This window comes from Paenibacillus kyungheensis (assembly GCF_028606985.1).
In the GTDB taxonomy this organism is placed as follows: domain Bacteria; phylum Bacillota; class Bacilli; order Paenibacillales; family Paenibacillaceae; genus Saccharibacillus; species Saccharibacillus kyungheensis.
Genome location: NZ_CP117416.1, coordinates 578,514 through 598,104, shown reverse-complemented (window position 1 = coordinate 598,104; position 19,591 = coordinate 578,514). Strand labels below are relative to the sequence as shown.

Below are 19,591 nucleotides of genomic sequence, written 5' to 3'. Positions count from 1 at the left end.
ACCTTAGCATGTGACTATTCTAAAAATCGTACGCTATACACACTAAGGGGCTATTATTACTCATGAACAAAAAGATTCTTGCTACCGCATTACTTGCTTTTCTACTGATTGGTACTTCTTTGATCCCTACAGCTTCTGTTTTTGCAGCAGAAGATACCGCTACTTCAACAGACAGTGAATGGATCACCGAGGACGATAATACCAATGTAGATGAAGATACGTATACAGATGAAGACGTTGATCCTGCCCTGTTAGAAGAATACGAGCAAGCTATGTCTTATATCGATCAGTTAACTCCTCTTCAAAACTATGAAGATACGGCTATCGATCAGCTTCATCAATTGGGTGTATTGAATGCCAGCACACGTAAGCACGTTTACACCAAACTCAACAAAACGATTATTCCGAACTACACCAAGTTCGTCAAAGGCATGAAAAAAATCAAGCCTGAAAATGAAGAGTTGATTGCTATTCACAACAAAACGATTCAAGCGATCTCTTTACAACTACAAGGAATGACGCTGATTCAAAAATCAGTATCTACCAACAAAATCAATCTCAAAACGCTTAACACAGGAATTGATAAATTAACAAAAGGTAGTACGATGATTGATGATGTATATGATTATTTTGATACGTATGTTACTAAATTCCAATAATTACATTGCAAAAAAGACCTTCCTGATCACTTGAGGAAGGTCTTTCTGTATACATATCACATGATCAATATCGAAATCATATACCTTTATTCTACATTTGATGATGCAGGAGGATTGTCTTTATTCAACTGAATAATCACTTCATACACTTGTCCCATACGTTGCCATTCTTCATCATCAGTAATATGATTCAAGAAAAATTCGTCTTCTCCCTCATCATACTCCACTCGTAAAATCGTACCATCTAACGGTGAAGGTTCTTTATGTAACAAAAGAGCATACGGAATCTGATCATACGTAAATGTTTTGACGATCATCATATCATGTTCATTACCTTGTTCATCCAAAATGAGAAACCCTTTTTGAAATGCTTCGTCTTCTAGCAATCCAAGATCATCGCGGAATTGCCCTAGTTCGATCGGAAAGTTGTTGTGGTTACTCATCATTATTCTCTCCTCAAATATACAGATATTGTAATGTCACACCGCCATGTTAGCATCAACCAGACTCAGCGTCAATCCAACAGATTAGATTACAATTCCATTTGTTGCAAAATCATCACAGCCGCACCCACAGCCACCGCTCTTTCTTGCAATACTCCTTTAGAAAAGATCGGCTGGTAACTGTTATCATACCCTACTTTTTTGCGAGCAACTGCTATCGCCTGTTCATAATAAGAAGGATCGGCATTGATCAATGCCCCACCGAGAATTACTTTCTCTGGCAATAAAATATTAATCAGATTAGCAAGCCCGATCCCCATATAACTAGCAGATTTTGCAAACAATTCTTGTAAAAATACATTGCCTTGATTCAGACCAGTAATTAAGGTATCAAAATGAATCTGCTCCGGTGTTAACTCTTGCGCCGCTTCCCAGATATCCATACCTAACTTCACCCGTTGTCTGACTTGCTGTTCGAGCGCTTGTACCGAAGCAAAAGCTTCCAGTGCGCCATAATTTCCTTGATCGTGTAATTTTTCTCCATCAGTCTGAATAATCATCTGACCAATCGAGCCTTCACGATCAACAGCACCCCGTACTAATTGTCCGCCAGACATCATCGCAGAACGAATCCCTGCACCCACATTTACAAATAACATATGTTGCATATTCTCATCTCGCACTGCCCAATGTTCGCCTATAAGTGCTGTATTGGCTCCATTTTCAAGCACTGCTGTTAATCCGGTACGCTCGTTAATCATCTGGCAGATCGCTACATCTTTCCAACCTGTCGCTGGAAAATAAACAGGATTCAAGATCATTCCTTTTGCTCGATCTAAAGGCCCTACCGCTCCTATCCCTATACCAATCATCTGACTTAACGTTAACTGATAATCATTGAGCATCCAATCGATTCGTTCTTCTACATAATCCACCAGACGCTCGGGAGTCATCTGTTCATCCATAAACCAGCGATACGACACAATCGTATTCATTTGCAGATCATACAATCCCAATACCGAATAGACTCGTGAAATCTCCAATCCTATAATATAGCGGTGCGTAGGATTGATACGATACAATGTAGGTCGTCGTCCGCCTGTAGATTGCCCTTGTCCGGATTCACTGATCCATCCTTCTCGTGTCAGTTCATCCAGAATACGATTCAGACTACTACTCGTAATATCCATTTCTTGCAGCAACTCTGTTTTGGAAATATGATCTTGTGTAGCTATCCGGTCATAGACTTGCCGTTTGACCACTTTCATCGGAAATTGAAATGTATTCATACGTTCTTCCTTTCTCTAGCATATAGCAGTATACATGCGACAACATTGGATCATAAAGAAGTCGTAAAGCACGCCGTTTATACCGCTCTGACTCCGCTTCAAGGTTAAAATCTGCCTTCATTGTAACGTGTAACGATAACCTTGACCACTTTTTATCATTGAGAAAAAAAGAAGATGAATACACTTATTTTATAGCTTATTTTTCATTTATAAGCAAACGTTTTAAGGATGATCAGAAACATTTACAAGATCAACCTCCAAAGTTTATTTCAAAATGATTAAAAGATGATATACTGGTAACTAAGAGTGGAGTGAACGTGATGAAAACTTATTGGACTGAAACCCTTCAGTTAAAAATACATTTACTATGGAATTTGTTTTGGATCTTTTTCAAAATTGGCCCTGCTACATTTGGCGGAGGCTATGCGATGATCCCGATATTAGAACGAGAAGTTGTACAGAAACGAAAATGGATAGATGGTCAGGAAATGAGCGATTTATTATCGATTGCAGGTTCTGCACCCGGCGGTGTAGGAGTGAATGCTTCGACTTTTCTCGGATATCGGATGGGTAAGATTCCCGGTGCTATCGCTGCTGTACTCGGGATTACATTACCTACCTTTTTTATCGTATTTGCACTCAGTGCTTTTTATTCTGTTTTTCAGGATCAACCGAAAGTGCAAGCTGCTTTTCAAGGAATACATGGTGCTGTGATCGGATTGATTGCTGTTGCCGCTTATCGGATGGGGAAAAATGCATTATTTGATCGCTCTACGATTGTAGTAGCTACAGGAGCATTGATTACTCTTCTGATTACAGGCTTGAATCCGATCTTTATGATTTTATTCGGACTAGGTATCGGTATCTTAATTATTCAAGCCAAAAAGAAATTAGGATTAACTGCCCGTACCGAAAAAGCGACTCATGATCATATCCCACCTACGATTGAATATTATATCTAAGGGGGAGATATCATGGTATTATGGCAATTATTTTTAAGCTTTTTGAAAATCGGCTTTAGCTCATTTGGCGGAGGTTATGCAGTTATTCCGATGATCCAGTATGAATGTAGTCGATATGGATGGCTAACTGACGAGCAATTTCAAAGCACTGTTTCACTCGCAGGCATGTCCCCGGGGCCGATTGCTACCAACAGTGCCACCTTAATCGGTTATGAGACTGCTGGGTTAACAGGTGCTATTGTCGCTACAAGCGGTATTGTGCTTCCTTCGCTGATTGTAGTGATTATATTAGCAGCATTCTTTTACCGAATTCATTCGAATATATGGGTACAATCGTCTTTCTACGGATTACGCCCCATTATTACCGGATTGATTGCTTATGCAGCGGTCCATTTTGGTCTGTCTAACCATGCAGATGTGATTATGAGCTGGACTACAATCGCTACATTATTGATCGGTATTGCAGCATTCTGGGCGATTGTCCGATACAAGCTTCATCCATTAATGGTAATAGCCGGTTCAGCCGTCATAGGGATTGTGTTATTTTAGTGTTACCTCTTTGTGCTTTATTTCTGGTATGATACCTTTATAAATGGATTTTTATAGAAAAAAAGGTACAAAGGAGACTTTATTGTCTATGAAAAAGCAATCGTTGTTGGTGATCATGATGGTAGTGTTATTTACGTGTATTCCTGTGTTTCACTCGCCAGCTACGATACATGCAGCAACCAATACAACTATAACGAATGGTAGCCCTTCTGCACCTGAACCTGGTTATGTAGAAGATGATACGTATAATGAAGTTGCACCTGAATTACAGCAGGCTTTTGACGATTATGTAGATTACTATAATCAATATAAAGAATGGGTTCCTTACGAGACCAAAGCTGCCACTATTCTAAATAAGTATAAAAAAGTACTCGCATCTACGCGCAAACAAGCTTATAGCGAAATGACGACTATTGCGATCCCGAGTTACAAAAAATTTCTAAGTGGAATCAAACAAATCAAGCCTAACAATACCGACCTTTCCACTATGCACGCCCAATTTATTAAAGGAACGACTCTTCAATTAGAAGGAATGATCCTTTTTCAAAAATACGTTTCCAAACTAAATCCAGACCCCACTATTATCAAAAAAGCGAATGTAAAATTCACTCAAGGTCAGCTATTGATTAGTGACTTTAACGAAAAAATCGCTTTGTACAATGCTCAATTTTCATAATAAATCGCTTCGTTCAGCAAAATATCATTTAGCATTTTAGATAATGAACGATAGCAAAAAGGGTGTAGCTACGATCAGCCGCACCCTTTTTATTATATTTTGTATAGTAATCCTATTCGGTATCTACATAAGATCTCCAATAATGTTGTTGTTCAAATCCGAGCAGTCTTTTTACTTTGGTATTGCTCACTAATGTCTCATATTCATCCAGTTCTTTTTTCAAAGGCACATTTGGATAATAAGCAGCTAGCAATTCTTTGGTTGGTTTGTCAGAAGAAACATCATTTGCGGCAATATTCATTACCTGAAATCCCAATCCATCGGTTTCAACAGCTAACCTACATGCTAGCGCTAGATCACGAGTATCAATATAGCTCCAAGTAATCCGTTTACGCTGAATAGGATCTGCGAAGTAAGCAGGGAAATCAGCATATTTGGAAGGATCTATTACATTGGCTATCCGAAAACAATAGATATCTATACCTGTGCGGGTCTGAAAAGCTTTGGCTGTGACTTCATTCACCACTTTGGATGTAGCATAGCTATCCATCGGATTAATATTGTAATCTTCATCGAGCGGGAAATAATCAGGATCACGATGCTCGTCTGCAAAACAAGTTCCGTACGTCGTTTCACTGGAAGCTAAAATGACTTTAGGAATATTGTATTTGGTCGCGGCATCCAATATATTGTACGTACTCATCACATTGATACGATACACTTCGTTGTCTGGATACGTGTGAATTTGAGGAATTGCTGCTAGATGCACAATGGCATCGATCGGTTGCGGTGCTATCGATTCATGGTAACTTTTATCAATCGTAGGACTGGCTAACGCATTGAATACTTGCCCTGCATCTGTAAGGTCTGTAATCAGTGTCCGTACATGCGGATGATCCAAAGGAACTTTGTCTAAATTGAGTACTTCGTATCCTTGCTCAAATAATTCTTGTACTACCCATTTACCAGCGAGTCCACTACCACCTGTGACAATTACTCTTTTGACCATGTGTACACTTCCTTTTCCTTAACAAGATAGCCAAGCACGATATCGAACGCTTTAACTTGTTACAATGTTTAGCAGTGCGCTAAATGTTCATTCTTTATATGTTAACCGTTTCCAATGTATACCAAGCAATTAAATTTGCTTATATTCACTATATACACTAGAATATGCTTGCTAACTTTCTAAAAGAAAGAATGCAAAGTGACGATACAAATAGTAACAGGAACTGACAAAATCAACCTATGTTATAATGAGTCTTCTCAAATATATTAGCGAAAGGGGATTATATAGTAACGTGAAAGCTCGATTGTTATGGATAGTAACGCTCACCTTTTTGATCGTACAAAGTATGGTATTGGTTGCACCTCTTCCATCTACTCATGCAGCCACTTCTTCTGAATATGGTTATGATGATAGCCAAGTTCCTGCCAAATACAAGCAGGCGTATCATGACTACGTGGATTATGACGATCAATTGGAACCACTGCAAGAATATGAACAAATTGCTCTAACTATTTTTAAAGAAAATAAAAAATTCAAAGCTTCAGATCATCGTTCTTCTTATGTAGAGATTACAGGGATTGCTCTTCCGAACTATAAAAAGTTTGTTAAAGGGGTACAAAAAGTCTATACACCCAACAAAGACTTGGCTCGTATGCACAAAATATATGTAAAAGGTGCTAACTATCAACTACAAGGTATGCTTCTTTTCCAAAAATATTTATCTACCAAGAAATTAGATCCTAGCATATCCAAAAAAGCAAATACTCAATTAGCGATTGCCAACAAATTACTTACACAGTTCCATAAAGAAATGAATGCGTACACTGCGAAATTTTCATACTGATCGAATCCGATTCTATTCAAAAGACCACTTAATCCATAAGTGGTCTTTTGGTCATAATCAAATCGGTTTGCTGTTCATCCCCCATATAGAACGAATGTTGACCGGTTAGCTCGAAACCTAGCTTTTGATAAAATAAGATGGCATTGTCGTTCTTTTCCCATACTCCTAGCCACATCTGCTGTTTGTTCAGCTCTTTCGCAATCTGAAGGGCTTGCTGAAAAAGATGCTTCCCTACTCCATGCTTTTGAAATGATTGCTTGATATAAATGCGTTCGATCTCCAGACTGTCCTCGCTCATCTTTTCAGACTGTGCTTGATCAGTATTGATCTTGAGATAACCAGCAAGTTCATTATTCACATAAGCGAAAAAGAACTTTGAATACGGATTGTTTAATTCTTTTTCTAACTGCGAATGATTGAATGCCTTTTCCAAATAATAATCTATATGTTCAGGCGAATTCTGTTCTCGAAATGTTTCATTAAAGGTGGCATAGCTGATTTCCTGTAATTGTTGTACATCTTCTAACGTACACTGTCTTATCATAATATCCATATCGTTTGTGTACTCCTTTCACGATGATTCGTAATTTCGTTTATTGCCTTTTTTGACAAACGTCCAATCTTTTTCTACGTTTTTTCTTACTTTTTGTAGAAGCTCGAACAGTAGGTCATTCTCTTGCTCTGACAATCCTTCCAGTGCCATCAGATTAGAATAATCATTTTCTTTTTTGATCACAGGATAAATCTGTTCTCCTTTCACTGTAGGAAAAAGCTTTTTGATTTTTTTGTTATGCGGATCTTCTTTTTTTTGTACAAATCCATTCTCTTCTAAATTTTTGATTGCACGCGCAGCAGTGGTACGATCGACTTTGATCATTTCAGCTAATTTTTCTTGAATAATCCCAGGATTTTCATAGATACGCACCAGATACAAATATTGACCTTTGGTGAGTGCATACTCTTTAAATTCAATATTGCTAATGCTATCTAACGCTCTAGCGATCATTCCGATTTCTCGAAGAATTTCTTTCATAATGAGCTCCTTTTATTTTTGTTGTAAATGCAACAATTATTCTTTTTTAAATATATCTTATTTATGTTGTATTTGCAACAAAAAACCACTCCATTCACTACAGAATGAGGTGGTTTTTTGGAGCACGTTTATGTTTTGGATATTGTTGAATCTAAGATCATACTTATGTTTACGCTAACTATACTGTTATTTTCTTGTAACGGTATATCCTTTTTTCTCAAGCAAGTGAATAATACCATCGTTACCTAGATAATGAGCCGCACCGACAACGATAAAGTATTTCTGGTTGCCACCGCTTTTTAGATAGCCATCAATTTTTTGCGCCATTCCAATATTGCGATTAACCAGCATTGCTTTATTATATTCTTCATTACCAGCTGTACTGTTTGTTAATTCTAGCAATTTTTTCTCATCGCCTGTTTTCCACATTTCTGCGGCTTCATCTGTATTTTCATTCAGATCGGCTTGATTAGGATTGTCCAGATCATACAGTGTCGAATATAACATTTGTTCTTGTAATTCATCAGAGAAGTTATTGAGCATCATAAGCTGAGAATCTTGTGATTCTAATTCCATCACTGTGATTTTGCGTTCTACAGCTTTTTGGATAAAGTGTAGATCAATGCCATCTGCTGATTTGTATTCTGGATCGCTTGGAGCAAAAGAACTTACAATCATTTCTGCAACCCATGGTTTGAAATGATCTAACGCATCGCGTTTCCAATCATTCGCTAGAAGTGCTTTACCTAATTTGGCATACGTATACGTAGATAGATGATCTTGCAATCTGCTTCCATCTTTGTACTCACCGATTTCCAAAACACGTTGTTGCATCGCTTCATCCGATATCTGTGTAATGTCTACTTCTACGCCAAGATAATTAGCTTCTGCGAAAGCTTGCTCATATTCTTTGCGTAGCGGATAAAAACTTTCATTGGCAATATGTATCGAACCGACCAAGTACACGGTATTTCCGTTATTTTGTACTTCCCACATAAATCCACGACCACCTGTATCGGCAGTTTCTGTAGATGGTGCAGGTGTTGGTGTTATCGTACTGCTAGGGTCTGGAGTCACTACTGGTGGTGCTGTATTCTCTGTAGGAGCAACCGTTGTATCTACTGGAGGCGTATTTTCTTCTACAGGAAGAGTAGGTGTAGCAGGAGGTGAAGTCAACTGAATCGTATGTGTTTTGGCATTCCAAATCACAGTATATCCAGTTAATTCAGCAAAGGTACGAATAGGCACATATGCAGTACCATTGATTTTAGCCAGTTTACTTTTAACGGTTACACTTTTACCATTGGCTACAACGGTAATGCTATCTTTGGATACGTTGGACAATTGAATCTTCATCGCTTGCAATGTTGAACGAAGTGGAACCATTGTCACTTTCTGCTGAACTGTTGGTGCTATTCCTTTACTGTACTGAACCTTCTGATCGTTCACTTTCACGATTAATGGCTGTGAAGCTGTCGCTGCCATCGCAGGTGAAGCTGTCGCAAGTAATCCTGCTGCCAAAACAAGCGAAAGCATTTTTTTGTGCCAATTTTTCATTATATAACTCCCTCTGAATGTGTAATGTTCATCCAAAGCCAAACGTGTCCTTCTAAATATTGCATAATCCTCTTTCAAGTACAATACATTATTTCTTTATATTTATACTTTATTACAAATAAAGGGATACCCATAGCAAAAGCACCCATACAAGATGGGATAATCATCTTATACGAGTGCTTCTTTATATACATATCAGTTCATCTATCCGTTAACTTTGGAAGGTGCAAATACATGCTTGATCTCAGGAAATTTGGCATATAATATTAAACTACGTGTAGCGAAAATAACAGCAATGCCGACCCACAATATCCACTGAATACGATGATACCCTGTTGTGAACTCTCCGAAAGCAAAACCTAATGCGATTCGAATCAATATAAAGCTTGCCCATGTAATCAATGTAATCGTAGTGCCTTGAACATACACAATATGATTCTGAATATATACTTTGCTGTGCCATGCCTGAATCGTTCCAGCGATCAAAGCAGCTACGACCACTAAGATACACTCGATCCACTGCGTTACAGGCACCTGTTGCCGGGGAAATGTCTGATACACCTCATACAAAGCAATCAATGGCAACACAATAAAAAATAATTTTTTGACCGGTTTGGGACGCAATTGACGTAAAACAATCCAGATGATCATACCAATCACAAGTAATGTTGTAACTATATTAGAATACATATGTTGACCTCCTTAGAATGTGGTTATACCTTTATTCTAAAGATTCAACAGTATGTATACGTCTACTTGCAGATTGATCTTTGAGCATCCATTGATCTATCTAGCGATATACATCAACATCAATTACTTGACCAATCCTTGGCGTATCGCTAGCACAACAGCTTGTGTCCGATCTTCCACATCCAACTTTTGAAAAATACGATGAGCATGCGTTTTAACAGTGCCATGTGAAATGTGTAGCGCCAGTGCAATCTCTGAATTACGTTTGCCATACGCCATTTGTTGTAACACAATCAATTCTTGATCGGTTAACGGTTCGATCAGTTCATACTTGGCGGGAGTTGATGGCGGTGCTGGTTCTGCCTTTTTAAGTGCTTCAGCGAGTGCTTTGCTTGCTAGCGGTGTTTTGTACAATGCTTCTCCTTTATACACTGCACGAATCCCTGCCAGTAATTCTTGAGTATCTGCGTCTTTGAGTAGAAATCCGCTAGCCCCTGCGCGAATGCCTTCCTTAATATAGTCTTGCACATCAAAAGTAGTCAGCAATACAATCTTCATATCAGGCAATACACGCAAAATCTGTTCTGTTGCTTCTAACCCAGAGCATTCAGGCATCTGAATATCCATCAATACCATATCAGGCTGTTGCTCTATTGTAACTTCTAACGCCTGATGTCCATTACTGGCTTCACCAACACATTCCATATCCGATTGAGCATTAATAATATACTGTAATCCTTGACGTACAATCGGCTGATCATCGACAAGCACGATTCGAATATTAGACGGAACACTCATGATTATTTCTCCTTATGATTGGGTTGGATTTCCGATAGGGATTACAGCTTGAATAGACAAACCATGAGGTAACACAGGCTCAAACTGACAGGTTCCGCCCTGTTGCTCACAGCGTTCTTTCATATTTTTTAATCCATAGCCTATCTTCAATGAATCTGTATCGGTATATACACCATTATCTGAAATACGCAAATACACATTATGGTCTTTCTCCTGAATATGTACAGAAGCGGTATCTGCTTGTGCATGACGAAGCACATTGGTTAACGATTCTTGTAGCACCCGGTACAAGACAATACTGGTCTGAATCGACCATTCGGTAATCGGAGAATCTTCTACAAATGTAAGCTTGAGTGCAGAGCGTTGCCCTGTCTGCGTGATCAATCCTTTCAAAGCGACCAATCCTAAGCCCATCTCATCGTTTGACCATTCTTTGACGGCTATGCGTACTTCTGTCAGCGCCTGACGAGCAATCGAGATCAGTTGCTTAATACGCTCTGGCATATGCTCTGGTTCTGTCGATTGCATAATCTCCAAAGCCTGTAATTGAATAATCAACGATGTCAGTTGATGCCCTAATCCATCATGTATTTCTCTTGCCAGACGGGTTCGCTCTTCCAATGCTGCATAACGTACCGAATGTGCGCTTGCTTCTTGCAGTTCTAGATGAGCTTCTTGTAACTCTCGATGAGCTTGATCCAATTGATCGAGATGGGATTTTGTTAAAGCATGTGCATTTTGACGTATCTGAGAACTACGTACCACTAGAAAAATACCAATAATCGCTAGCAAACTACCAAAAGAAAAAGCGTATACTAATGCAATCACAGTAATCGTTACCAGACTAACGATGATAGTCACATACCGATAATCTCGATTAATAAATACACTCAAAAACAACAATGGCCATAATAGGCTTGAATTCACAGATCCGTATTGATAATGAAGATATAACGCTGTGCTGATAATGATGATGGAAAGAATAATATAGATCGTTCGACTACGCCATATTTTCGGAACCCAAATAATCAATATATACAGAAATAAGATCAATAATGTGCCATACTGATTTACTGCTCCATAACTTACATATTCGTTATAACTGGTAATCATCAGTGCGATCGTTCCAAATATACGGATCAAATATCTATACGTTTTTTCCTGTTCAATACCCATATGTTTCCCCCACTGCTCTATACGATTTTATTTATTGTAGAACAATAGGCAAAGATATACATCTACTTGACGGTCGATATTGAGGAAAAGCTGTATATCTGTAGATAGATGCTAATCAACTCAACTATCTGCTATCTTTTCAATCATTCTGTTATACCCATGTTATAACATGAGATGATTTTTATATTTATTATTCTTGTTCTGCTTCTTCTTGTGTTAATAGATATTCAAAAAAGTCACCAAATGTATGCCACGTATCCGGCGCTATCTGAAAAGAGCGATCATGTAGTTGATGTACATCTATACTATCGCACCAGATCACTGCTGGAGTCTGTGCTGTATCCAGTACGATTATACTTTCGGCAGGCTCTGCTAGAAATAGCAAAGAATGAGGAAACTGAATATCTTTTCGCAAGCGAAGCGTTTCTTCTATTATATTGGGTGTATAGTGATCATAACTAAATATAGAAATACCTCCAATCAACCCTCCATTAAAAAATAAAGCAATCTCTTTAAAATCGTCAGGTAATTGCAACTGTAGTTGCTGTTCCATCTTAGCTACTACCTGTGGTGTGATCACATTATCTGGAAATAGTAGATCATATCGTTTTTTGATCGACTGTATAGTGTTCATCTCTGCATCGCTCCTTGCTATGTAAATCTACAATTATTGTATTCTATGTATTCATCCAAATGATACAAATTTCACTCTCTCACCTAGCTAATTGGAGCCAAACCGATGAAATAGCAATGTATCCGTTCTATTTTGTTGTTGATTCTCGCTATCATTTAAGCAATACTAAACTCATTATCATTCTAGGGGGCGTTGCTATTGGTAACTATAATGATCTGGACAGAAACGAGAAGGATAACGTCTATTCGTCCATAAACTACGTATTTCCGACTCTTAGAGGATAAACAAAGTTATGCCAACGTATACGATTAGTAAAATGACTGATTTTTCAAATCAGCAAATTGATCAAATTCGATTATTAGAACAAATATGTGCACTTTCTGACGCATCAGACTTACGAGTTGGGGTAGAAAGTTTGAAAGCAATACATGGAGATGAGGCTTTTCTGTGCTATAACGAAGATCAGCTTATCGGTTTTCTAAGCTGGTATACTTCAGACAGGATTGAAGCTAATATCAATGCTATGGTTCATCCAGAGTTCCGTCGTAATGGTATTTTTAGAAATTTATTGAATCATGCAGTTGCAGATATGCATCTTGTAAATATACAACATTGTCTTTTTAGAGTCCCTTCTAACTCACAATCAGGTATCGATTGTATAGGGCATATCGACGCTGATTTTAGTCATTCTCAATTCTCGATGACTTTTAATTCTATACAAGATAGGATGCCCTACTACAATCATCTTACTATAAGAGTTGCCAACAAAAAGGATACTGCCTTTCTTATCTACTGTTTTGCGCAAGCTTTTGAAGATTCAGAGTCCTGGACTAAGGAGTATCTGGAGAACACAAGTCAAGAGCCTAGCCGATTAACTTATCTGGCTCTACACCAATCCAATCCTGTCGGAATGATTCGAGTCAATACCATTCAAGCTCATACCGCGGTTATACATGATTTTTGTGTACTTCCTACAGAGCAAGGTAAAGGCTATGGTCGAGATATTCTTACTCAACTGATTACTTTATTACAAGATCAACAATACACTCAAATTCGCTTAAGTGTAGTCACAGCAAATCGACATGCATTACGTCTTTACACGTCTGTCGGATTTGAAATTTCCGCTGAATTTCATTATTATTCACTGCCACTTCTTTCAATAAATCATTAAAAATAAGCAGATCTATATATTAAAAAGCTCTTTAGTCTATAAAGTACTAAAGAGCTTTTTGATGATCTATTTTAAAGTAATAAGACAGTCCAACGACTTTGAGTATGAGACAAATCTTTCCTTGTTATCACTAAAACTTAGGAATGTGTGGGCGTTGCAGATATCGCTTTATCTTTTCCCCATGTACGAGGATTAGTCGTATCAGCAATACCCTCCGTAAGAATAGCCTGATATTGAATCGTTTTTTGTTCCAAATGGGCTACTCGCTTCTGTGCTTCTTGTAGTTGGATCAAAGCCACTTCTTTGTATTCCATCATCATTTCATTGCGCTGAGGAATAGTCGCATCTCCTTCTAAGCACAGGTCAACGTATAATTTGATCGTTTCAATCGGCATTCCTGTCTGCTTGAGACATCTTGCTCCATACAACCAGTTAATCGATTCTTCATCAAATAACCGAATATTATTTTTGTTACGTTGGACACTAGGCACTAATCCTTTATCAGTGTAAAAGCGTACAGCATGTTCGGTAAGTCCTGTCATCAGAGCAGCTTCTTTTACAGTAAGCATCGCCATATCCACCTTTCCAAATTCATGATAGAGAATCGCTTGACTTCGTGTAGCACGAAGGGAATAAGCTCATTATACTGCAAACACATCACAAGCAGAATCTATATTCACGCGTTATGTATATAGAAGTGATCATTTGCTATTTCAAATACAAAACCAGTACAGGAGGAATAATCATGCAAACTGTCACATTGAATAATGGTGTTACTATGCCCATCTTAGGCTTTGGTGTCTATCAGATTCCAGATGCAGAAGAATGTGAAAATGCTGTCTATGAAGCGTTACAGATTGGATATCGTTTGATTGATACAGCGGCTGGCTATATGAACGAAGAAGCGGTAGGACGTGCTATCAAGCGTAGTAGTGTGCCCCGCGAAGAAATATTTATTACGACCAAGCTGTGGATTCAAGATGCTGGCTACGAGAGTGCCAAAGCCGCTTTTGCCAAGTCTTTACACAAACTTCAAGTCGACTATCTAGATCTATATCTAATTCATCAGCCATTTGGTGATTATTATGGAGCTTGGCGAGCGATGGAAGAACTTTATAAAGAAGGGAAAATCAAAGCGATCGGTGTTAGCAACTTTTTGCCTGATCGCTTAATGGATCTGATCGTGCATAATGATATCGTACCTGCGATCAATCAAGTCGAAACCCATCCTTTTCATCAACAGATCGATAACGCTACTTTTATGCAAGAACAAGGTGTACAGATCCAATCGTGGGGGCCTTTTGCAGAAGGACGTAACCAGATGTTTAGTAACGAATTGCTAACTTCTATTGCTGAAAAGCATTCCAAATCAGTCGCCCAAGTTATATTACGCTGGCTTGTTCAACGCGATGTTGTCGTAATTCCCAAGTCAGTACGTCGAGAACGTCTTGCTGAGAACTTTGATATTTTCGACTTTGAGCTAAGTGTAGAAGATATGGAGCAGATTGCTACTCTGGATACAGCAGCAAGCCTTTTCTTATCCTATCTTGATCCCGAAACCGCTAAGATGCTCGGTAACTTGAGAGTGGAATTGTGATGTAAATAAAATATAGCTATACTTTTACAACAATATAGACTTTTACTACTTTTACCTAGAAAAGAACACCAGCATAGCAGTCTGGTGTTCTTTTTTTCGCTTTAGTTATTCTATTTTTGCAGTAGATATGCTATTTATAGCATCAAAATTCCTATTATAATTAACGACTAACCTAATGATTTGGCATGCTTTATTTAGATATTATACTTTCTGCTTAATACTCAATAACTGTTCAAAAGCTTTTATATTTGTATCAAATGTAGGCACCGTTTGAGATTCTTCGGCAGATTTGACTTGTGCTATAACCAAATCGTTAAAAGGTGTTGGGATGCCAGTACCTTCTGCCATTGTTGGAACAACGCCATTAATATAATCGATTTCTGTTTTACGTTTTTTCTCCAGATCCTGAAGCATACTTGCTCTTAGCAATCTGGATGGTTCCATCACTACTCTAAAGGTTTGGATACGTTCAGGGATATCATTTTCGCTGTTTAATTCCAAAGATTCTATATCAAATCCACCCATTTTAGCAAAAGCGACACCATTGGCGTGTCCAACTTTTATCGTCTCATCAGCGATATGAACGGCACTAACAATACCAACTTCATGATCAAGAATAGATCCATATTCTCCGTTCAATGCTGCTGACAACCCACTGAATGCATTGTTAATCAGTAATTTGGACCACTTTGTTCCAACTAAGTTATCGGAAATATGTGTTCCGCCTACAAGATCTAACACGGATTTGATCTGCTGGATTCTTTCTGTCGTTTTACCGTTTAATTCTCCAATTTGAAAAGCGTACTCTTTAAACTGGTTATACTCGGTTGTAAGTTGAGATACGCCGGGTTCGATAAAAGTAGCTCCAAATTCAACAGAACCTGCTATAACACGTTTTTCCCCAACGATAGAAGCCACGTTGTTTTCAGGTATACCATTTTGCAAAGAACAGACAACACTATCTTCTTTTAAAAAAGGTAGCAACTCTTGCAGAACAGCGTCGTTATATAATTGTTTGGTTAACAGTAAGACTAAATCATACTTTCCTGACTTGTTTTCAGGGGTGATAGCTTTCACTTTAGCCTGAAATTCTGTCGTTCCAATGACTTTAGCACCTACTTGATTGAGAGTATCTACATGTTCTTGATATGAATCAATTAACTCAACATCTATTCCTCCAGCAGCAAGATATGCTCCAACGATAGTTCCTAATGAACCTGCTCCTAAAACTGCAATTCTCATTTCAAAATCTCCCTTATTTTTCTTCTAGGTAATTATATACAGGTTGTGCAGCATTCAACGTTAAATCCGTCAGAATATGAGATGCTGAAACAACTTCTAATACAGGCAAGTCTGCAAGTGGAGCTAGTGCATGTTCAAATAATTGCAGTCTAGCCGGCCCACTCCAAGCCCCTTTCACGTCTATATTCGTTATCTGTGTTCGTACCAAATCGCAAATCTTCAAATTTCCATTGTAATCTGTAGCAATCTTAACCATAAAAGTAGGTCGACAAATTTCATTTTTAGCAATTTCTTTATCCATCTCAACATGCTTATATCCCATCGTAGCAGTAGCTACACGAAGTGAACCGTAATCCAGCGTACCTACTAGCGTATCTGAATCGACATAAAGCTTCGGTGCACCTAACTTCTTAGGATACGCAGTCAGTTCCCGACCACTTGCAATCGCTGGAAAATTATCGACGTACATCGAATGCGTATAATCTCCATCTTCACCATTAAACCGGACAGGAATCACTTGTCCAGCTTCAGTATAAGCGCCTAATCCCGATACGTCTGGCATCCACATCACTTCGAATTTGACCAGAGGATCGCCGATTATTTCAAGAGGTTCCGGTACTGCTGCTCGTAAAGCTTTGGCATCTGTGCGGTAAATAATATTCAGATATTCACGGTTAACAAATTTATAAGGTGGCATAGGGTAAGCGGGTGCGGTTAATGGTGTGTTAAGATTTTGGGCAATATTATTTATATCTATTCTCATAATGCACCTTCCTTTTACTCATATTTTTTATATTTGTTTGCTTATCGTTAGTCTTTGATCATCTATCTTCTATAATCATCTTACATCTATATTTACATATAATCTAATATATAATAATGTATATATACATTTATCCCAATAAATAAGCGAGGTGTATCTATGGAATTGCTCCAGCTCAAATACTTTCAGACTGTTGCTTATACAGAACACATTTCTAAAGCAGCCCAACAATTAAATATCGCACAGCCTTCTTTAAGCCTTACGATCAAAAGACTTGAAGACGAATTAGGAACTAATCTATTTGATCGGAAAGGCAGAAATATTCAACTAAGTTCATCTGGGAAAATTCTTCTAAAGCATGTAAACCGGATTTTTATAGAGATTGAAAATGCACAAATAGAAATTCTATCTCAGGAACATCACATTGCTAACACTATCAAAATATCTATTTCCAATCCAAGATTCCTAACCGGTCTAATCAGTGAACATATTAACCACTTTCCTACATCAAAAATTCTTCAGTCGATTGGAGTGAAAAGCGAAATATTAACAAGTTTAAAAAAAGGAGAGATAGATTTAGGAATAACCGGTCATCCGATTCAAGATGAGGAGCTAGAAAGTTGTTTACTGGTCGATGAAGATATTGTTCTCGTGCTACCTTCCAACCACCGATTAACAGGCAAACATGAAATTTCGTTAAGTCATGTCGCCGATGAACCGTTTATCACTTTAGCTAATAATGTAGAGTATAGTGATTTCACGACTTCTCTTTGTGAGCAAGCTGGCTTTATCCCCAATATCGCGTTTGAGGTCGATTCCCATTTGCTGGTCGAAATTATCAAGCTTGATCAGGGTGTCGCTTTACTTCCTATTTCCGTGTGTAGAACACTGGGGTTAAATTATGTACAAGTGACAGACGATTCTACGACCTATCCGGTAAGCTTATCCTGGGTAAAACATAAAACGTTATCTTCTTCAGCAAGAGATTTTCGCGACTTTATTATGTCGTACTATGAAGATAATTATAAAATGTTTAAAGTTTATTAACATGTTGCATATTTGTTTCTAATCATCTGAATCACTACTGATGCTTCAATACTTTCATTTTGCGACAATGATTGATAATACACTTTGTGAAAATTATAATGGGACTTAAAGTTAACTTTAAGTCTGGAGGAAGATCAATGTATACTATTGGAGAAGTTCAAGCATTATTTGGTATCAATGCTTCTACTATTCGCTATTATGAAAAAGAAGGAATTTTGCTTGCTATAGCACGCAATGATATAGGACGACGCATATATTCTAAAGAACAAATCGAGTGGTTAAAGCTTGTTATTGCGATGAAAGAAACCGGTATGAGTCTAAAAGATATAAAAAGCTATATTGATTTAATTGTGGTTGGAGATGATACGCTACTTGAAAGACGCGAATTTTTAGTAGACCACAAACAAAAAGTAGAAGAACATCTCAAACAAATTCATCAAAACTTAGAAAAAATCATTCAAAAAATAACGTATTATGATCTTAAAGTACTTAATAAAGATTACTTTCAATAACGATTTGACATAAAGCTTCCTTTAAGATGTATTCTCAATCTATACCACTTAAAGGAGTGAAGGAAATTGATATCTAGTCAAAAAGTTATTTTTATTACAGGAAGTTCAAGTGGTTTTGGACGTTCTATTACGGAAAAAGCATTAGCTGAAGGCTATAATGTTATCGCAACAGCTAGAAATACAGATACACTAAAAAGCTTAGCAGAACAATATACATCTAACATTCTTGTTCTTGAACTGGACGTAACGAACCCGGAACAAATTAAACATGCTGTTGATACTGCTGTAGACCATTTTGGAAAAATTGATGTGTTAATTAATAATGCAGGTATCGGCTATTTTGCTTCTGTGGAAGAAAGTATTGAAGAACAAACACGTAAAATGTTCGAAATTAACTTCTGGGGACTTATGAACGCTACAAATGCGGTACTCCCATTTATGCGGAACCAACAATCAGGTCATATCATTAATTTATCTTCGATCGGTGGGCTCACTTCGTTCCCAACTCTCGGTTACTATCATGCCACAAAGTATGCTGTTGAAGGGATCTCAGAAAGCCTTGCTCAAGAAGTCAGCCCATTTCATATTCATGTTACACTTATCGAGCCCAGTTCTTTCCGAACAGACTGGGGTGGTCGTTCCTCGGTCAAAACCAAACCAACTATTTCGGCTTATCAAGAAACCTTGAGTCCGATGTTGGATCATATGGAACAAGCAAGCGGTCAAGAACCCGGTGATCCTGAAAAAGCAGCGCTAGCTATTTTAAAAGTAATTGAGTCGGATAATCCTCCACTTCGCCTTCTATTAGGAAAAGCAGCCTATCAAGCAGCTACTCATAAATTCACCACTTTACTTCAAACGATTGAAGATTGGAAAGAGACAACGATAAACGCAGATTTTGCAGAATAAATAATTATTAATGTTAGAGTATCAATGTAGG

Annotated in this window: 23 protein-coding genes; 10 read left to right on the top strand and 13 right to left on the bottom strand. The window is 37.9% G+C overall.

From position 1 onward, the window contains the following. Nucleotides 1-62: 62 nt before the first annotated feature. Nucleotides 63-659: a hypothetical protein gene (locus PQ456_RS02650; protein ID WP_273614741.1), complete on the top strand. Its 597-nt coding sequence runs from the start codon at nucleotides 63-65 to the stop codon at nucleotides 657-659. Between the two features lie 86 nt (nucleotides 660-745). Here PQ456_RS02650 and PQ456_RS02645 read toward each other — a convergent pair whose 3' ends face one another. Continuing rightward, entirely contained in the window at nucleotides 746-1,102 is a 357-nt protein-coding gene (locus PQ456_RS02645) for a DUF1292 domain-containing protein (protein WP_273614740.1), read from the bottom strand. Nucleotides 1,103-1,191: 89 nt separating this feature from the next. Further along, entirely contained in the window at nucleotides 1,192-2,391 is a 1,200-nt protein-coding gene (locus PQ456_RS02640; protein ID WP_273614739.1) for an ROK family transcriptional regulator, read from the bottom strand. A 320-nt stretch (nucleotides 2,392-2,711) separates the two neighbouring features. Here PQ456_RS02640 and PQ456_RS02635 point away from each other — a divergent pair, with 320 nt between their 5' ends. The 3 genes from PQ456_RS02635 to PQ456_RS02625 all read left to right on the top strand — a co-directional run bounded on the left by PQ456_RS02635 (nucleotide 2,712) and on the right by PQ456_RS02625 (nucleotide 4,578). Next, nucleotides 2,712-3,353, top strand: coding sequence for a chromate transporter (locus PQ456_RS02635; RefSeq protein WP_273614738.1), 642 nt, complete (start codon nucleotides 2,712-2,714; stop codon nucleotides 3,351-3,353). A gap of 12 nt (nucleotides 3,354-3,365) precedes the next feature. Beyond that, nucleotides 3,366-3,902, top strand: a complete 537-nt coding sequence (locus PQ456_RS02630) for a chromate transporter (RefSeq protein WP_273614737.1) — start codon at nucleotides 3,366-3,368, stop codon at nucleotides 3,900-3,902. Nucleotides 3,903-3,990: 88 nt separating this feature from the next. Beyond that, the gene (locus PQ456_RS02625) at nucleotides 3,991-4,578 is read left to right on the top strand and encodes a hypothetical protein (RefSeq protein ID WP_273614736.1); all 588 of its coding nucleotides are present in this window, start codon (nucleotides 3,991-3,993) and stop codon (nucleotides 4,576-4,578) included. Between the two features lie 112 nt (nucleotides 4,579-4,690). On the opposite strand, the gene PQ456_RS02620 is transcribed toward PQ456_RS02625, so the two are convergent. Beyond that, nucleotides 4,691-5,587: an NAD-dependent epimerase/dehydratase family protein gene (locus tag PQ456_RS02620; RefSeq protein WP_273614735.1), complete on the bottom strand. Its 897-nt coding sequence runs from the start codon at nucleotides 5,585-5,587 to the stop codon at nucleotides 4,691-4,693. A gap of 292 nt (nucleotides 5,588-5,879) precedes the next feature. Here PQ456_RS02620 and PQ456_RS02615 point away from each other — a divergent pair, with 292 nt between their 5' ends. Further along, the gene (locus PQ456_RS02615; RefSeq protein ID WP_273614734.1) at nucleotides 5,880-6,431 is read left to right on the top strand and encodes a hypothetical protein; all 552 of its coding nucleotides are present in this window, start codon (nucleotides 5,880-5,882) and stop codon (nucleotides 6,429-6,431) included. A 28-nt stretch (nucleotides 6,432-6,459) separates the two neighbouring features. Here the strand turns inward: PQ456_RS02615 and paiA are convergent, their stop codons facing one another. From paiA to PQ456_RS02580, 7 genes are all read right to left on the bottom strand, one after another. Beyond that, complete coding sequence (paiA, locus tag PQ456_RS02610) at nucleotides 6,460-6,984, bottom strand: spermidine/spermine N(1)-acetyltransferase (protein WP_273614733.1); 525 nt, start codon at nucleotides 6,982-6,984, stop codon at nucleotides 6,460-6,462. Nucleotides 6,985-7,002: 18 nt separating this feature from the next. Continuing rightward, a complete protein-coding gene (locus PQ456_RS02605) occupies nucleotides 7,003-7,464 on the bottom strand; it encodes a MarR family winged helix-turn-helix transcriptional regulator (RefSeq protein ID WP_273614732.1) in 462 nt (153 codons plus the stop codon). Between the two features lie 186 nt (nucleotides 7,465-7,650). Next, nucleotides 7,651-9,021: a TraB/GumN family protein gene (locus PQ456_RS02600; RefSeq protein ID WP_273614731.1), complete on the bottom strand. Its 1,371-nt coding sequence runs from the start codon at nucleotides 9,019-9,021 to the stop codon at nucleotides 7,651-7,653. A 204-nt stretch (nucleotides 9,022-9,225) separates the two neighbouring features. After that, on the bottom strand, nucleotides 9,226-9,711 hold the full coding sequence (locus PQ456_RS02595) for a hypothetical protein (RefSeq protein WP_273614730.1): 486 nt from the start codon (nucleotides 9,709-9,711) through the stop codon (nucleotides 9,226-9,228). A gap of 123 nt (nucleotides 9,712-9,834) precedes the next feature. Then, nucleotides 9,835-10,509: a response regulator transcription factor gene (locus PQ456_RS02590; RefSeq protein ID WP_273614729.1), complete on the bottom strand. Its 675-nt coding sequence runs from the start codon at nucleotides 10,507-10,509 to the stop codon at nucleotides 9,835-9,837. Nucleotides 10,510-10,521: 12 nt separating this feature from the next. Next, nucleotides 10,522-11,685, bottom strand: a complete 1,164-nt coding sequence (locus PQ456_RS02585) for a sensor histidine kinase (protein ID WP_273614728.1) — start codon at nucleotides 11,683-11,685, stop codon at nucleotides 10,522-10,524. A 190-nt stretch (nucleotides 11,686-11,875) separates the two neighbouring features. Further along, nucleotides 11,876-12,319 (bottom strand): SMI1/KNR4 family protein, encoded by a 444-nt coding sequence (locus PQ456_RS02580; RefSeq protein ID WP_273614727.1) that lies wholly within the window; start codon nucleotides 12,317-12,319, stop codon nucleotides 11,876-11,878. A 292-nt stretch (nucleotides 12,320-12,611) separates the two neighbouring features. Between PQ456_RS02580 and PQ456_RS02575 the strand changes: the two genes are divergently transcribed. Beyond that, entirely contained in the window at nucleotides 12,612-13,490 is an 879-nt protein-coding gene (locus PQ456_RS02575; protein WP_273614726.1) for a GNAT family N-acetyltransferase, read from the top strand. 137 nt (nucleotides 13,491-13,627) lie between these two features. Here the strand turns inward: PQ456_RS02575 and PQ456_RS02570 are convergent, their stop codons facing one another. Then, a complete protein-coding gene (locus PQ456_RS02570) occupies nucleotides 13,628-14,059 on the bottom strand; it encodes a MerR family transcriptional regulator (protein ID WP_273614725.1) in 432 nt (143 codons plus the stop codon). Between the two features lie 176 nt (nucleotides 14,060-14,235). On the opposite strand from PQ456_RS02570, the gene PQ456_RS02565 reads away from it, so the two are divergent. Further along, the gene (locus tag PQ456_RS02565; protein WP_273614724.1) at nucleotides 14,236-15,087 is read left to right on the top strand and encodes an aldo/keto reductase; all 852 of its coding nucleotides are present in this window, start codon (nucleotides 14,236-14,238) and stop codon (nucleotides 15,085-15,087) included. A gap of 201 nt (nucleotides 15,088-15,288) precedes the next feature. On the opposite strand, the gene PQ456_RS02560 is transcribed toward PQ456_RS02565, so the two are convergent. After that, entirely contained in the window at nucleotides 15,289-16,329 is a 1,041-nt protein-coding gene (locus PQ456_RS02560; protein ID WP_273614723.1) for a ketopantoate reductase family protein, read from the bottom strand. Nucleotides 16,330-16,342: 13 nt separating this feature from the next. Then, nucleotides 16,343-17,092 (bottom strand): acetoacetate decarboxylase, encoded by a 750-nt coding sequence (locus tag PQ456_RS02555; protein WP_273614722.1) that lies wholly within the window; start codon nucleotides 17,090-17,092, stop codon nucleotides 16,343-16,345. Nucleotides 17,093-17,251: 159 nt separating this feature from the next. Between PQ456_RS02555 and PQ456_RS02550 the strand changes: the two genes are divergently transcribed. From PQ456_RS02550 to PQ456_RS02540, 3 genes are all read left to right on the top strand, one after another. After that, a complete protein-coding gene (locus PQ456_RS02550; RefSeq protein ID WP_273614721.1) occupies nucleotides 17,252-18,139 on the top strand; it encodes a LysR family transcriptional regulator in 888 nt (295 codons plus the stop codon). Nucleotides 18,140-18,276: 137 nt separating this feature from the next. Continuing rightward, nucleotides 18,277-18,651, top strand: a complete 375-nt coding sequence (locus tag PQ456_RS02545) for a MerR family transcriptional regulator (protein ID WP_273614720.1) — start codon at nucleotides 18,277-18,279, stop codon at nucleotides 18,649-18,651. A 66-nt stretch (nucleotides 18,652-18,717) separates the two neighbouring features. Next, nucleotides 18,718-19,560, top strand: a complete 843-nt coding sequence (locus PQ456_RS02540) for an oxidoreductase (protein ID WP_273614719.1) — start codon at nucleotides 18,718-18,720, stop codon at nucleotides 19,558-19,560. Nucleotides 19,561-19,591 lie beyond the last annotated feature (31 nt).